We start from the raw sequence: 15302 nt of genomic DNA, 5'->3' as shown, positions 1-15302 counted from the left end.
TTTTTATAGTAGCTTCATGCGCTTTATCCACAAGCGTTATGGCTCAATCTGATTCAAAGCGTGCGTTGGCCGTCAAACTGGCCCAAATGCAAAGCAAGGCCGATGGCGAAGTGCTGTCGGCCCAGCTCACCGCCAGCGCCGTGCAGCCTTTGCTGGCCGGCTGGTCGCAACGCCTGGACGAATCCGTGCCCCCTGCCAAGCAAAAAGACGTGCGCGACAAGCTGGACGTAGAGCTGAAAAAGTTCACCGACAGCACGCAAAAGGCCGTCGACGCGCAAGTGGGCAAGGCGGCTGAAGCGGCCTTGGTGCCCATCTTCATGGAAAAACTGTCTGAAGACGAGCTGAAAACCATCATCACCTACCTTGAATCACCCGTCAGCGCCAAGTTTCAAGCCCTAGGGCCTGATGCGTCCAACGCCTGGGCCAAGCGCGTGATCGATACCACCAAGCCAGCGGTAGAAAATGGTGCCAAGACCTTCGATGCGGCCGCCACCCGCATCGTCAATGCCGCTTCCAGCGCACCGTCTGGCAGCGGCGCTGCCCCCAAGAAGTAAGCGCAAACGGTTACACTCTTGACGCCACAGGCCAACCTCAGGGTTGGCCTCTTTCTTTTCATTTTTGTCCATGAGCACCTCTCCCGTTCAGTCCGACGCGCTGGCCCAACTCAGAGTACAGATTGACCGTCTCGACACGCAGTTGCTGCAATTGCTGAACGAGCGGGCGGGCGTGGCCGAAGCCGTGGGCGAACTCAAGCGGCAAGAGGGCACCCCTTTTTTTCGCCCCGACCGCGTGGCGCAAGTCATTGCCAAGGTACAGCAAACCAATCCTGGGCCGCTGCAAAACCAGCACGTGGCCGCTATCTGGCGCGAAATCATGTCCGCCTGCCTGGCACTGGAAGTGCCGCAGCGCGTGGCCGTGCTCGGCCCTGAAGGCACCTTTTGCGAGCAGGCCGCCATCGAGTACTTTGGCAGCGCGGCCAATCTGGTGTACTGCAACAGCTTTGACGAGGTGTTCCACGCCACCGCCGCAGGCACGGCCCAGTTTGGGGTGGTGGGCATGGAAAATTCCACCGAAGGCGTGGTCACGCGCTCGTTTGATCTGTTCAGGCAATCACCCCTGCACATGATTGGCGAGGTCAGCCTGCTGGTGCGTTTCAACCTGCTGCGCCAGATCAACTCGTTGGAAGACATTGAAGTGGTCATGGGCCACCCTCAGGCATTAATGCAATGCCAAAAATGGCTGAACGAACATCTGCCCCACGCCGAGCGTCGCGCCGTGTCCAGCAACGCCGAAGGCGCGCGCCTGGCAGCGGTCCACCCCTCCTGGGCGGCCTTGGCGGGCGAGCGCGCCGCCGCGCAGTTTGGCCTGCACATCCTGGCCCATGCCATTCAGGACGAAGCCTACAACCGCACGCGCTTTGCCGTGATTTGTCTGCCGCAGACCATGGCCACGCCCGCCCCCACTGGGCGCGACTGCACCAGCATCGTGGTGTCGGTGCCCAATCGCCCCGGCTCGGTGCACGACATGCTGACGCCGCTGAAAACCCACGGCGTATCGATGACACGCTTTGAATCGCGCCCGGCCAAGTCGGGCCAGTGGGAATATTTTTTCTACATCGACTTGTCAGGCCACCCCAGCGAACCGCACGTCAAGGCCGCGCTGACCGATCTGCAAGCCATATGCGCTTTCTACAAAGTGCTGGGTGCTTACCCGTTGGGACAAGATGTTTGAGCAACTCGGATTAATCGGCTGCGGGCTGATGGGCGGCTCGTTCGCGCTGGCACTCAAGCGTGCCAGACTGGTCAAGCGCGTGGTGGGTTACAGCAAATCGCCTTCGACCACCGCGCGCGCGCGCCAGTTGGGCGTGATCGACGCCGAGGCCTCTTCGGCGCTGCTGGCCGTATCTGGCGCTGATCTGGTGCTGCTGGCCGTGCCCGTGGCCGCCACTGAAACCACGCTCAAAACCATTCGCCACCTGATCACGCCACAAATGCTGATCATGGACGTGGGATCTACCAAGCGCGACGTGGTCGATGCCGCGCGACGCACGCTGAAAATCCAGGTCGGCCAGTTTGTGCCCTGCCACCCGGTGACCGGGCGTGAGGTGTCGGGCGTGGACTATGCCGATGCCGACCTGTACACCAACAAACAGCTCGTCATCACCCCCATCGATCGCACCCAGCCAGCCAAGATCGAAAAAGCCGACGCCTTGTGGCGCGCCATCGGCAGCAACGTGATCCAGATGTCGCCCGAGCAGCACGATACGGCCTTTGCCGCCATCAGCCACCTGCCGCACATGATTGCCTTTGCGCTGATGAACAGCATTGCCGCCCAACCCGAAGGCAACACCTTCCTCTCTTTGGCTGGCCCAGGCTTTCGCGACTTCAGCCGCATCGCTGCCGGCGACCCGCAAATGTGGCGCGACGTGCTGATGGCCAACCGCGAAGAAATGGGGCACCAGTTGCAACACTTTCAGGACGCTCTGGCCGCGCTGACCAAGGAAATTGCCGAGGGCAACACCAGCGAGCTGGAACGCCTGATCAACCGCGCCAGCGTGGCCCGCGCCCGCTGGAGCACTGCGGCAGGCAAGCCTGCCGCGGGCTGACCACTCGTTTCTTTCCACCGTGTACGACATCGCCTTTCTCGATGTGCCTGCGCTGCGGGCCGTGCAAGGCAGCGTGCGCCTGCCAGGCTCCAAAAGCATCTCCAACCGTGTGTTGCTGCTGGCTGCACTGTGCGCTGGCCGCACCGTGGTGCACGACGTACTGGACTCGGACGACACCCAGGTGATGCTGCAAGCGCTGCGCCAATTGGGCTGCGGCGTCACCGTCAGCGGCACGCAAGCGGTGATTGAAGGCATCGGTGGTCGCAGTGACTGGCCACGCCAAGCCGATTTGTTCATGGGCAACGCCGGTACCGCCATGCGTCCATTAACGGCGGCGCTGGCCGTACTGGGCGGCAATTTCACCTTGCATGGCGTGCCCCGCATGCACGAGCGCCCCATTGGCGACCTGGTCGATGCCTTGCTGTCCCTGGGCTGCAACGTGCGCTACACCGGCACACCCGGCTATCCGCCGCTGCACATTGGCACGCCTGCGCTGCGACTGGACCACCCCATTGCCGTGCGCGGCGATGTGTCCAGCCAGTTCCTCACCGCGCTGCTGATGGCGCTGCCGCTGGCCGCCAGCCAGCCCGGTGCAGGCGATATCACCATCGAAGTCGTGGGCGAGCTGATCTCCAAGCCCTACATCGACATCACCTTGCAACTGCTGGCCCGCTTTGGTGTGCAGGTGCAGCGCCAGGGCTGGCAACGGTTTGTGATTGCGAGCGGCACGGCCTACCGCTCGCCGGGAGAAATTCACGTTGAGGCAGACGCATCATCCGCCAGCTATTTCATAGCCGCCGGCGCTTTATCAGAAAGCACAAACGGCCAAGACGGCTTAAAAATAGAAGGGGTTGGTGCCGACTCCATTCAGGGCGACATTCGTTTCATCGAGGCGGCCCGTCTGATGGGTGCCGAGATCACCAGCGGCCCCAACTGGCTCCAAGTCCGTCGCAGAATCTGGCCGCTCAAGGCCATCGACCTGGACTGCAACCACATCCCCGATGCCGCCATGACGCTGGCCGTGATGGCGCTGTACGCTGATGGCCCCAGCACGCTGCGCAACATCGCCAGTTGGCGCGTGAAAGAAACTGACCGCATCGCCGCCATGACCACCGAGTTGCGCAAACTGGGTGCCGAAGTAGAAGAAGGTGCTGACTACCTGCGCATCACACCGCCGCCCAGCACCCAGGCATGGCAAGCCGCCAGCATCCACACCTACGACGATCACCGCATGGCCATGTGCGGCTCGCTGGCAGCATTCAACCCGGCGGGCCTGCCCGTGCGCATCGAAGACCCCCAATGCGTGGGCAAAACCTTCCCTGATTATTTTGAAACCCTGTTCGCCATAGCCAAGCCAGACCAACCCGTGCCCGTGATCTGCGTCGACGGCCCCAGCGCTTCGGGCAAAGGCACGCTGGCCGCTGAAGTCGCCCGGCAACTGGGCTACCACTATCTGGACTCTGGCGCGCTGTACCGCCTGACGGGCCTGGCGGCGCGTCAACAAGGGCTGGAGCCAGACGTTGCCCACGAAGCCGACATCGCCACCCTGGCCCGCCAGCTGCCCGTGCGCTTTGAAGGCGAGCACATCTGGCTGGATACCGCCGAAGTGACCAACGCCATCCGCACTGAAGCGGCGGGCATGGATGCCTCACACGTGTCTGCCCTGCCCGCCGTGCGGCAAGCGCTGGTGGACTTGCAACACAGCTTTGTCCGCCTGCCCGGCCTGGTGGCCGACGGACGCGACATGGGCACCGTCATCTTTCCTCTCGCGCCACTCAAAATCTTCCTCACCGCCAGCGCTGCGCAGCGTGCGGAAAGGCGTTATAAGCAATTGATTTCCAAGGGAATTTCGGCTAATATCGACAGTCTTCGCGCTGACTTGGAAGCGCGCGACACGCGGGATCAAAACCGCTCTACCGCGCCTCTTCAATCCGCGCAAGACGCTCTGCTGCTGGACAACACCCAACTGTCGATTGATGAATCGGTGGCGCAGGTGCTGGCTTGGTGGCAAGCACGGCAACCTTTTTGATTGTTCAGCAATCATTATTCTGTTGTTGCAACCATCCTGGAGCTTAAGCCACAGGGTGTTTTTCAGGCCCTGTTGGCTTCCCTCCTGGCGCATTCCTGGCGCACCGAGCTGGCAGGTTGTTTAACTTTTTAACCGCGGTTACAGCCGCAGCCCTGCCGCCTCACAGCCTTAGAAACGATTGCACGGTGCCGTCGTGAACCTGTGTGCGCGCCAAAAGGAAATTTCATGTCTGAATCTTTTGCCCAGTTGTTTGAAGAGTCCCTGCAACGCACTGAAATGCGCACAGGCGAAGTCATCACCGCCGAGGTGGTGCGTGTCGAGCACAGCTTTGTCGTCGTGAACGCCGGACTCAAGTCTGAGGCTTACATCCCCATTGAAGAATTCAAGAACGACCAGGGCGACGTCGAGGTTGAGGCCGGCGCGTTTGTGCCGGTGGCCATCGGCTCCATCGAAAACGGCTACGGCGACACCATTCTCAGCCGCGACACCGCCAAGCGCCTGGCCTCGTGGCTGGCGCTGGAGCAGGCGCTGGAATCAGGCGAGTTTGTCACCGGCACCACCGCAGGCAAGGTCAAAGGTGGCCTAACCGTATTGGTCAACGGCATCCGCGCCTTCTTGCCCGGCTCGCTGGTCGACACCCGTCCCACCAAAGACCTCACGCCTTACGAAAACAAAACGCTGGAATTCAAAGTCATCAAGCTGGATCGCAAGCGCAACAACGTGGTGTTGAGCCGCCGCGCCGTGGTCGAAGCCAGCATGGGCGAAGAGCGCGCCAAGCTGATGGAGACGCTGAAAGAAGGTGCCATTGTCAACGGCGTGGTCAAGAACATCACCGAATACGGTGCCTTTGTCGATCTGGGCGGCATCGACGGTCTGCTGCACATCACCGACATGGCCTGGCGCCGTGTGCGTCACCCCTCAGAAGTGGTGCAGCCGGGTCAGGAAATCACCGCCAAGATCCTCAAGTTCGACACCGAGAAAAGCCGTGTCAGCTTAGGGTTGAAGCAAATGGGCGACGACCCCTGGCTGGGCGTGTCGCGCCGCTACCCGCAGGGCACGCGCATGTTTGGCAAAGTCACCAACATCGCCGACTACGGCGCGTTTGTCGAGCTGGAGCCGGGCATCGAGGGCTTGGTACACGTGTCCGAAATGGACTGGACCAACAAGAACGTGGCCCCGAACAAAGTGGTGTCGATGGGCGACGAGGTCGAGGTCATGGTGCTGGAGATCGACGAAGACAAGCGTCGCATCTCTTTGGGCATGAAGCAGTGCAAGGCCAACCCCTGGCAAGAATTTGCCCAAAACACCAAGCGCGGCGATCGCGTCAAAGGCCCCATCAAGTCAATCACTGACTTTGGCGTGTTCGTGGGCCTGGCCGCTGGCATCGACGGCCTGGTGCACCTGTCTGACCTGTCGTGGAACGAAACCGGCGAAGCCGCTGTGCGCAACTACAAGAAGGGGCAGGACGTTGAAGCCATCGTGCTGGCCGTGGACGTGGACCGCGAGCGCATCAGCTTGGGCATCAAGCAACTCGATCAAGACCCGTTCACCACCTTCGTGACGGTGAACGACAAGGGCCAGATCGTGTCAGGCAAAGTGAAAACGGTGGACGCGCGCGGCGCTGAGATCGATCTGGGCAACGACGTGGTGGGCTATCTGCGTGCCTCTGAAATCAGCACCGATCGTGTGGAAGACGCCAGCCAGGTGTTGAAGGTGGACGACGAAGTGACCGCCGTGGTGGTCAACGTCGACCGCAAGTCGCGCAACATCCAGTTGTCCGTGAAAGCCAAGGACGCCGTGGATCAGCAAGAAGCCATGGAAAACCTAAGCCAGCAAAACGCTGGCAGTGCAGGCACCACCAGCCTGGGCGCTTTGCTGCGCGCCAAGCTGGACAACAACGACAAGTAAAGCAGCGTTGTTTTTGTACCGACCGATCCCCATGGCCGCCCGCCATCAGGCGGTCGATGACTTCAACCGAACACAAAAAACCTTGGCTGCCATGACCCGATCGGATCTCGTAGAACTGCTGGCAGAGCGCGTGGGGCAATTGACCCACCGTGATGCCGAAGCCGCCGTCAAAACGATGCTCGACGCCATGAGCGACGCCTTGGTGCGCGGCCACCGCATCGAAATCCGTGGCTTTGGCAGCTTTTCGATCAACTGGCGTCCGCAGCGCATGGGCCGCAACCCGCGCACGGGAGAAAGCGTGCACATCCCCGAGCGGCGTGTGCCCCACTTCAAACCCGGCAAGGCACTGCGCGAAGTTGTGGGCAATCAACCCGTTGATGAGGCTCGCCCCAGCACGTAGCGCAAACCATATCGCTAGAATCTTCTGAATTAATTCTGAAGACTCATGACCACACTCACCCGGCTGCTCAAGTGGATACTGAAGGCAGCCATTTTTTTTGCCCTGTTTGCATTCGCGTTGAACAACCAGCAAGAAACCACCGTGCACCTGCTGTTCGGCCACCAGTGGCGTGCGCCCATGACGCTGGTGGTGCTGATAGCCTTTGTGATCGGCATGGCGGTCGGGGTGCTGGGCATGATGCCTGGCTGGTGGGTTCGTCGCAAGGCATCCATCACGCCAACCACCGGTATGGCTGAACACGCTGCAGAAGACGACACCATCAGCCCATCACCCCATGGAATTTGACCTCAGTTGGCTCCTGCTTGGCGTACCCATCGTCTTCGCCCTGGGCTGGCTGGCATCGCGGTTTGACCTGCGCCAGTGGCGCATTGAGAACAACCGCGCCCCCAAAGCGTACTTCAAAGGTTTGAGTTACCTGCTCAACGAGCAGCAAGACCAGGCCATCGACGCCTTCATCGAAGCCGTACAGCGCGACCCCGACACCTCGGAGCTGCACTTTGCCTTGGGCAACCTGTTTCGGCGGCGTGGCGAATACGAACGCGCCGTCCGGGTACACGAGCACCTGCTGGCGCGTGCCGACCTGAGCAAAAGTGACCGCGAGCGTGCCCAGTTTGCACTGGCGCAAGATTTTCTGAAAGCCGGTTTGATTGACCGAGCCGAAGAGGCCTTGCGCAAACTCATCGGCACGCCATATCAAAACCAGGCCTGGTTGACCCTGCTGTCGCTGCACGAGCGCGCGCGCGACTGGCCCCAGGCTACGGCCATTGCCCGCGATTTGCAGCAAACCGGCACCAGCGACTTCACCGCCCGTCTGGCGCACTATCAGTGCGAGCTGGCAGCCAACGTGCTCAACAAGCAAAAAGACCCGGCGACTGCCATGCAACTGCTGGAGCAAGCCATTGCCGATGCACCTACCGCTGCTCGCCCCCGCGTGCAGTTGGCCGGCCTTCTGGCGGGCCAACAAAACTGGGACGCTGCCTTTGAACAACTGGCACAGCTTGAAACCCATGTTCCACAAACCGTTCCTCTTATCGCCAGCGAGCTGGTGCGCATCGGTCAAGCTTGCGGGCGGCTACAAGACGCCATCACGCTGCTTGAGCGCGCCTACACCCAGACCCCATCCCTTGACGTGGCCGACGCCATCGTGCAAGCCCAAGTCGCCCTGGGCACCCCCTGGGAGCAGGCGCGCACTCCCTACGAACAACACATGGCGCAAGAACCATCCCTGATTGCCGCCACCCGCTGGTTAAGTCACGCCACCTTTGCGCCAGACGACACCCGAGCCATCGTGCAGCGCTCTTTAGAACACGCTGCACGTCCTCTGGCCCGCTACCGCTGCGCCGCCTGCGGCTTTGAAACGCAGGGCTATTTCTGGCAATGCCCTGGATGCCAGGCCTGGGACAGCTTTCCGCCAAGGCGAATCGAAGAACTCTGAGCCGCTGCACCCCACGTCAACGATACAACGCTCCGTATCGTTATGGAGATGGCGCACCGGCCGCCTTGAGTCGGTATCACCTTCATTCGCATCAAGGAGACATTCATGCTGAAAAAATTCCTGGCCGTGCTGGCCATGTTCTATGCCGCCATGGCATTTGCTGCCGTAGACGTCAATACCGCTTCGCCCGCCGATCTGGACAGCGTCAAAGGCATTGGCCCCAGCCTGTCCGGCAAGATCGTGGACGAGCGCAAAAAGAGCAAATTCAAGGACTGGGGCGACCTCATCAGCCGCGTCAATGGCGTCGGCGACAAAACCGCCGCCAAGCTCTCGGCTGAAGGGCTGACTGTCAATGGTGCGACCTATTCAGGTGCCGCCGCCAGCGCCCCTGCCAAAGCAGATACAAAAACAGACAGCAAAGCCAAACCGGCTGCCAAAAACAGCAACAGCACGAAATCCCCTGCAAAAACAGCCCCCAGCAAATCCGCCACTGCATCCAAATAAAGCATGGCAGCTCTGGCATAAAGCCGCAGCCTCAGTGCTGCGCTTTCAGCAAAAAGCACGCCGATAGGCGTGCTTTTTTTATGGCCCATCACATTCCGCCGTTCTGCCCCATCAATAGCGCCAAAGCACTTGTTGCAACTCAGCGGCGGTGTATGACTTGGCCAACGCCAAAGCCGTCAACAGGCGCGCTCGGGGCGGATTCTGATCATCCACCACCACACTATCGCAGGCATCGTCGTCAAAACTGGCGTTGCGAATCACTGGCCCGCTGCCCACCCGCGATGCACGCACCACGCACACCCCTTGCGCGCCAAGCTCGCGCAGCGCGGGCTGCAAGGCAAGCGGTACCGTGCCACCGCCAAAACCTGCGTACACGATAGCCTTAGCACCTAAGCTGGTCCAGGCGTCGAAGCTTTCGGACCGCATTTGCCCATGGCTGGTGACGATGCCGACCAGGGGCAGGTGATCGATCTGGCCAATACCGAACTCGCTGGCCGTCGTGTGCGGGCGCGCCACGACCCGGTACCAGCGCGGCACGCCCTCCACCACGCTGCCCAGCGGCCCGTAAGGCGAAGTGAAGGCGTTCACACGCATGGTGTGCGATTTGGTCACGTCACGGGCGCTGTGAATGTCTTCGTTCATCACCACCAACACGCCGCGCCCGCTGCTGCTGGGGTGCGCGGCTACCGCCACGGCGTGCAGCAAATTCAATGGCCCGTCGGGTGCCAGCGCCGTGCCCGGTCGCATGGCACCAGTCAGCACCACCGGTTTGGTGCTGGGCACGGTCAGGTGCAAAAAATAAGCCGACTCTTCCAGCGTGTCGGTGCCGTGGGTGACCACCACGCCGTCAATGTCGTCCTGATCGCACAGCGCGGCCACGCGGCGCGCCAGCAGCAACAGGCGTTCGTCGGTGAAGTCAGCCGAATCAATTTGCAGCAACTGCTCTGTTTTCAACTGCGCCATGCCGCTCAAACCCGGCACGGCGGACACCAGCTCGTCCGCCGGGGTGACAGCCGACTGGTAAGCGGCCGAAGGCGCTGCGCCAGCGTCAGGCTTTGGCCCAACCCCCGCTATGGTGCCGCCTGTTGCGATCAGGGCGATACAAGGCTTTCGGGTGCCATTCAGTGTGGTTTTCATGCGCTTATTGTGAGATGAAGCGCGTGCAGTATCCGCGCCAAATAGCATCAATTCACCACAAATCACGCCTTTGATGTCCGTGGCCGCGCCGCAAGCCGGTAAACTGCCCTTCAATCATTGATGTCAGGAGGTTGCCCGTGTCCATTATTAAAAGTACTTTCATCGTCGCCACTTTGTGGGCCGCAGCCGGTTCGGCGCAAGCTGCGCTGAGCGCCGTCAACACCGACGACGTACTGCCCAATTCGCCCTACAAAGACATTGGCATGCCCGATGCAGGCGAATTCAATCCCACTGGCGGCGGCGCTGATGCGCAACGCCAGATGGCCGCAGAGCCTTTTATTCCCGCCGCCACCACCTATTACCCCCCAGCCACCGTGATTGACGAGCGCCAGGTCAAGCCTTACGCCCTGGTGGCCGCGCCCACCCTGCCCTGCGCCCCGGTGTATTGTCCCCGCGCTGTGCGGGTGCGCGCTGACCGCAACTGAAACCGCCTTCATCCCCCTGCCCCATCAATGCGCCCCTGCGGCGGCGGCGCTGTCCACGGCACTGTCGCGGTGGCGGGCCAGCCAGACCAGACCAATCAAGGCCACAAACAGCAGCGCTGAGGCGTAAAAAATCTCCTGCGTCGAGATCATGAACGCCTGCTGCGTCACCAGTTGGTTGATAGCGGCCAGCGCCTGCTCATGACTCATGCCACTGGCCTGCAACTGCGTCAGCGCCTGTTCGGCAGGCAAACGGCCATAACGCACCGCCTCCACCAGTTCGGCATGGTGCATGGCCGCGCGGTTTTCCCACAGCGTGGTTGAGATCGACGTGCCCATGGCCCCGGCCGTGATGCGCGTGAAATTCGACAGCCCTGAAGCCGCCGCAATGCGCTCCGGTTCCAGCCCCGACAGCGTGATGGTCACCAGCGGCACAAAGAAAAACGCCATCGCCACGCCTTGCACCACTGTGGGCAGCAAAATCGTCATGAAGTCGGTCTGCACAGTGAACTGCGAACGCATCCACATCACCGCTGCAAACACCACAAAGGCAAAACTGGCGTACCAGCGCGGGTCGACCCGGCCCACCGTCAAGCCCACCATAGGCGACAGCACAATGGCCAGCAGGCCCACCGGGGCCAGCACCAGACCAGCCAACGTAGCGGTATAGCCCATGAACTGCTGCAACCACAGCGGCAGCAGCACCACGTTGGCAAAAAACACGCCGTAACCCACCGACGTGGCCAGCGACCCGGCCCAAAAGTTGCGCAGCTTAAACAGCGACAAATCCACCACCGGGTGTTCTTCGGTCAGCTCCCACACCAGAAAGTAGACGAAGCCCACCACCGCCACCACGGCAAAGGCGATGATCAGCGGCGAGTGGAACCAGTCCAGCTCCTTGCCCTTGTCCAGCATCAGTTGCAGCGCACCCACCCAGATCACCAGCAGCGCCAGGCCGATGGCGTCGATCGGCACCTTGCGGGTGGCGCTTTCACGATCACGGTAGATGATCCAGGTCAGCGCCGCAGCGGCCAGCCCCACCGGCACATTGATGTAGAAGATCCACGGCCAACTGATGTTGTCGGTGATCCAGCCACCCAGCAACGGCCCCATGATGGGGGCCAGCAGCGTGGTCATCGACCATATGGCCATGGCCGAGCCTGCCTTGGCGCGTGGGTAGCTGGACAGCAGCAGCGTTTGCGACAGCGGAATCATCGGCCCGGCCACAAAGCCTTGCAGCGCACGAAAGGCGATCAACGTCGTCATGTTGGGAGCCAGCCCGCACAGCCATGAGGTCAGCACGAACAACAGCACACTGGCGACGAACAGCCGCACCGTGCCCAGGCGCTGCGTCAGCCAGCCAGTCAGCGGCACAGCAATGGCGTTGGCCACCGCAAAACTGGTGATGACCCAGGTGCCCTGCACCGGGCTGACGCCCAGATCGCCCGAGATGGCGGGCAGCGACACATTGGCAATGGACGAATCCAGCACGTTCATGAACGTGGCCGCCGACAGCGCCAGTGTGCCCACTAAGCGCGTGCTGCCTTGCAGCGGCGGCAGCACCGCTTGCGGTGCACTCATGATGCCCCGCCGGATGGCCCCAGGTTCTGGGCAATGATGCGCTCAATCAGCGCCTGCACGCCCGCTGCGTCATGGGTGAACACCTGGGTTTGTCCCAGACTCTGCGCGTTCTGGCTGCTGGCCACGGCGGGGCCACTTTGATCGCTGATGTCCACCTTGGCCAGCATCGACAGACCCACGCGCAAGGGGTGTTCGCGCAACTGCTGCGCATCCAGCGCAATGCGCACCGGCACCCGCTGCACCACCTTGATCCAGTTGCCGGTGGCGTTTTGTGCGGGCAGCAGCGCCGACGCCGCGCCCGTGGCCATGCCCAAACCCAGCACTTGCCCGTTGAACACCACTTTGCTGCCATACACGTCGGCTGTCAGGGTGACGGGCTGGCCAATGCGGATCTGGCGCAACTGGTTTTCCTTGAAATTGGCATCCACCCACAACTGCTCCAGCGGCACCACCGTCATCAGTGGCGTGCCCGGCGACACGCGCTGGCCCAGTTGCACATGGCGCTGGCCCACATGACCCGACACGGGTGCAGGCAAGGCCATGCGCTGCACGGTCAGCCAGTCCTGGCGCACTTGGGCCGCAGCGGCCTGCACACTGGGGTGCTGGGCCACTGCCGTGCCTGCGGTCAGCGACTGGTTGCTGGCCAATTGCTCGCGCGCTGTGACCAGGGCCGCTTCTGCCGCTGTGCGGGCGGCCAGTGCCACCGCCGCCGTGTCGCGGGCATGGGCCAGCTCTTCGCCTGACACGGCCGCGCCCAGCCGCTGGCGGCGCGCCAGATCGTCTTGTGCGGTCACCAGCAAGGCTTTGGTGCGCGTCAGATCGGCCTGGCGCTGGCGCACCTGGGCTTGCAGCACGCCGTTGTTGACGTACAACGCGCGCACTTCGCGCACCGTCCGCCCCAGCGCTGCCTCGGCTTGCGCCAGCACCACCTGGGCGTCAGCAGCGTCCAGCTCTACCAGGGGCTGGCCTGCCTGCACCGGATCGGTCTCGTCGGCGCGAATGGCCACCACCGTGCCTTCCACCTGTGGGGTGATTTGCACCACGTTGCCCTGCACGTAAGCGTTGTCGGTTTCTTCGTAATGGCGCAGCACCAGCCAGTCGTAGGCCAGCCAGGCCAAGCCCGCCAGTATCAGCACCAGCGTCAGCCCCATCAACGTGCGCTGGCGGCGCGAACGGCCACCGGAGCGGCCCACGGCGGTTTGGGCTGGTGTGCTTTGGTTTTGGTTTTGATTTTGGTTTTGTTCAGACATACGGGCAGTCGGTCAACAGCCAAGCCACCAGTGCAGCGTCGGCCAGACCCTTGTTTGGTTAGGTATTTTTCCGTGTCGTGGCCGATTGCACCGGTGCAGCAGGCCCGTGCAGACCATCTTCAGCCAGCGCGCAGGCGTTGTGCCCCAGGCGGGTCAGCATCGCCTGCAATTGCTGCCACTCGGCGGCACTGAAACCGGCCAGCGCCTGGTTGTACACACGGCACAGCACCTCGGGCACGCGTTCGGCCACGGCGCGCCCCTGCGCGGTCAGCACGATGTGCACCACGCGCCGGTCGGTGGTCGATCGCTCGCGGCGGCACAAGCCTTTTTTCTCCAGCCGGTCGAGCAGCCGCGTCATGGTGCTGACGTCGATGGTGCATTGGCGCGCCAGCTCGGCCACGGTGTTGGCCCCGCCCTTGTGCGCCTTGAACAGCGGCAGCCACTGCGGCAGGGTGGATTCTTCCATCGCCAGTTCGCGGTTGACCGTGCGCCCCATGCCCACCAGCGCCAGGCGCAGCAGATACATCACGCTGGTTTCAGGACTGAACTGCTCGGGGGTAAAAAAATCAACCGGCGCGGCCATGCCTGCCATCAAAGTGGCGTGGGCCAAAGCAGGCGCTGGGTCAACCGTGGTGGCACACATGGGCGATCATGAAAATGGCGAGTTAAAAAATCAAGGCCGACCTGCCTGTCCAGCAAACACCAAAGACACCGGCCAAGCGACGGCGAGAATTTATTTGCAAGACCAAATATTGTCAATGCATCGACGCCATGGCATCACAGGCATAGGATCCGGATTGGGCGCTGTTCAAGCCTTGAATATTCAAGCAAAACTGGCCGTTAACGCTCTTGCATCAAGCCCAATACGCTATTAATCATGAAGCAAAAATAGCCTGTGCCTTGTAGCCGCTGTAGCCGCTGTCGTGCTTCCGTGTCGCATCAGCGCCATACATCCACCGCCCAGGTGATGTACGTCCACAGCGCCAGCGCCCACAGCCACAACACCGCGACATACGCCAGCCGACGCTGGCGCACCGCTGCCTAGCGCGCTTGCAGGCGCAGATTAAGCACCCTTGCAATCAAAAAGCCCAGCGACCACAACATCCCCACGCCAATCATGGCCGGCCAGACCCAGTCGCCATGCCACTGGCTTTCAGGCAGAAACCACGGCCAGAGCGCCGGCAGCACCGCGTAATACAAGGCCAGACCCAAAAGACCCATGCCCAGCAGCCCCCAGCCGGCGCTGATGAGAAACGCCAGCACCGAACGCTTCATGGGACACAGCCGCCGCGCCAGCGCGCGCCAGACGCGCATGACCGGCGCCCAAAAGTCTTGCAGCGCCTGCCAGGCCCGCGCCAGCAAACTGCCGCCCGGTGAACGATCGCTCACTTCAGCGCCTTGTAGCGCATGCGGTGCAGATGAAAAACCACCTATGCCTAGGGTCCTGAATTGCAAATCCGTTGAACAAATCCACTGAGAATCGACGTCAGGCGGCGTTGCAAAGCCTCGCGATACCGCCCGATATCGCTACGTTTTGCACCTTGCCTGGTGCCGATTTCGGCAGATTTTTCTTTTCAACGAACTTACAACTCAGGACATTAGCGAAGCCGAGCGATATGCTTGTCTTAGAGCGTGTTCAAAGTCTCTGCGCGGGTATGTAGGCGCGGCCTCGGGCGGTCTGCTGCGTTGCAAATGCTCGCGATACCACTAGGTATCGCTGCGGTTTGCGCCTTGCAGCCCATCCCGATCCGCATCCCACACCTCTCACGCTGAGACTTTGAACACGCTCTTAGGGAAGGTCTGCACAACCCCCGCTGCAGGGCGAGGTGGCGCGTGAATGTTCACATGGCGAAACGAGCGTTGAATTTCTCATCGTTTTGCGCTGTTTTTGGTTCGCTTGACCCTGATTTT

16 protein-coding genes are annotated in these 15302 nt (G+C 61.7%); 11 read left to right on the top strand and 5 right to left on the bottom strand.

Translation table 11 applies throughout. The features are described 5' to 3' along the window. Positions 1-38 precede the first annotated feature (38 nt). The 9 genes from ACK5NW_RS01015 (at position 39) to ACK5NW_RS00975 (ending at position 8941) form a co-directional block, all read left to right on the top strand. Entirely contained in the window at positions 39-554 is a 516-nt protein-coding gene (locus tag ACK5NW_RS01015) for a DUF2059 domain-containing protein (protein ID WP_416924388.1), read from the top strand. A 70-nt stretch (positions 555-624) separates the two neighbouring features. Further along, a complete protein-coding gene (gene pheA, locus ACK5NW_RS01010; protein WP_416924387.1) occupies positions 625-1731 on the top strand; it encodes a prephenate dehydratase in 1107 nt (368 codons plus the stop codon). Next, complete coding sequence (locus tag ACK5NW_RS01005) at positions 1724-2605, top strand: prephenate dehydrogenase (RefSeq protein WP_416924477.1); 882 nt, start codon at positions 1724-1726, stop codon at positions 2603-2605. Before pheA ends, ACK5NW_RS01005 begins: the two co-directional genes overlap by 8 nt. Before the next feature lie 19 nt (positions 2606-2624). Then, positions 2625-4634: a bifunctional 3-phosphoshikimate 1-carboxyvinyltransferase/cytidylate kinase gene (locus tag ACK5NW_RS01000; RefSeq protein ID WP_416924386.1), complete on the top strand. Its 2010-nt coding sequence runs from the start codon at positions 2625-2627 to the stop codon at positions 4632-4634. Positions 4635-4859: 225 nt separating this feature from the next. Next, on the top strand, positions 4860-6542 hold the full coding sequence (rpsA, locus tag ACK5NW_RS00995) for a 30S ribosomal protein S1 (RefSeq protein ID WP_416924385.1): 1683 nt from the start codon (positions 4860-4862) through the stop codon (positions 6540-6542). 91 nt (positions 6543-6633) lie between these two features. Then, on the top strand, positions 6634-6942 hold the full coding sequence (locus ACK5NW_RS00990; RefSeq protein ID WP_416924476.1) for an integration host factor subunit beta: 309 nt from the start codon (positions 6634-6636) through the stop codon (positions 6940-6942). Between the two features lie 45 nt (positions 6943-6987). Next, positions 6988-7287: a lipopolysaccharide assembly protein LapA domain-containing protein gene (locus tag ACK5NW_RS00985; protein ID WP_416924384.1), complete on the top strand. Its 300-nt coding sequence runs from the start codon at positions 6988-6990 to the stop codon at positions 7285-7287. Further along, positions 7277-8437, top strand: a complete 1161-nt coding sequence (lapB, locus tag ACK5NW_RS00980; RefSeq protein WP_416924383.1) for a lipopolysaccharide assembly protein LapB — start codon at positions 7277-7279, stop codon at positions 8435-8437. The genes ACK5NW_RS00985 and lapB overlap by 11 nt, the downstream gene beginning before the upstream one ends. 105 nt (positions 8438-8542) lie before the next feature. Next, a complete protein-coding gene (locus ACK5NW_RS00975) occupies positions 8543-8941 on the top strand; it encodes a ComEA family DNA-binding protein (protein WP_416924382.1) in 399 nt (132 codons plus the stop codon). Between the two features lie 111 nt (positions 8942-9052). On the opposite strand, the gene ACK5NW_RS00970 is transcribed toward ACK5NW_RS00975, so the two are convergent. Next, the gene (locus tag ACK5NW_RS00970; RefSeq protein WP_416924381.1) at positions 9053-10078 is read right to left on the bottom strand and encodes an asparaginase; all 1026 of its coding nucleotides are present in this window, start codon (positions 10076-10078) and stop codon (positions 9053-9055) included. A 137-nt stretch (positions 10079-10215) separates the two neighbouring features. On the opposite strand from ACK5NW_RS00970, the gene ACK5NW_RS00965 reads away from it, so the two are divergent. Then, positions 10216-10563: a hypothetical protein gene (locus ACK5NW_RS00965; RefSeq protein ID WP_416924380.1), complete on the top strand. Its 348-nt coding sequence runs from the start codon at positions 10216-10218 to the stop codon at positions 10561-10563. Between the two features lie 24 nt (positions 10564-10587). Here the strand turns inward: ACK5NW_RS00965 and ACK5NW_RS00960 are convergent, their stop codons facing one another. Genes ACK5NW_RS00960 through ACK5NW_RS00950 form a run of 3 tightly spaced genes read right to left on the bottom strand, consistent with a single transcriptional unit; the run spans position 10588 to position 13974 of the window. Continuing rightward, a complete protein-coding gene (locus ACK5NW_RS00960; RefSeq protein WP_416924379.1) occupies positions 10588-12141 on the bottom strand; it encodes a DHA2 family efflux MFS transporter permease subunit in 1554 nt (517 codons plus the stop codon). Next, on the bottom strand, positions 12138-13391 hold the full coding sequence (locus ACK5NW_RS00955) for an efflux RND transporter periplasmic adaptor subunit (RefSeq protein WP_416924378.1): 1254 nt from the start codon (positions 13389-13391) through the stop codon (positions 12138-12140). Before ACK5NW_RS00955 ends, ACK5NW_RS00960 begins: the two co-directional genes overlap by 4 nt. A 58-nt stretch (positions 13392-13449) precedes the next feature. After that, entirely contained in the window at positions 13450-13974 is a 525-nt protein-coding gene (locus ACK5NW_RS00950) for a MarR family winged helix-turn-helix transcriptional regulator (RefSeq protein ID WP_416924376.1), read from the bottom strand. Here ACK5NW_RS00950 and ACK5NW_RS00945 point away from each other — a divergent pair. Then, positions 13973-14266, top strand: a complete 294-nt coding sequence (locus ACK5NW_RS00945) for a hypothetical protein (protein WP_416924375.1) — start codon at positions 13973-13975, stop codon at positions 14264-14266. The two genes, ACK5NW_RS00950 and ACK5NW_RS00945, sit on opposite strands and share 2 nt — an antisense overlap. A gap of 166 nt (positions 14267-14432) precedes the next feature. Here the strand turns inward: ACK5NW_RS00945 and ACK5NW_RS00940 are convergent, their stop codons facing one another. Beyond that, positions 14433-14780, bottom strand: coding sequence for a hypothetical protein (locus ACK5NW_RS00940; protein ID WP_416924374.1), 348 nt, complete (start codon positions 14778-14780; stop codon positions 14433-14435). Between the last annotated feature and the right edge of the window lie 522 nt (positions 14781-15302).

This window comes from Ottowia sp. (genome assembly GCF_047975795.1).
Lineage (GTDB): Bacteria > Pseudomonadota > Gammaproteobacteria > Burkholderiales > Burkholderiaceae_C > Ottowia.
The sequence above is the reverse complement of the archived record's forward strand: the minus strand, read 5'-3'. Positions and strand labels throughout refer to the sequence as shown.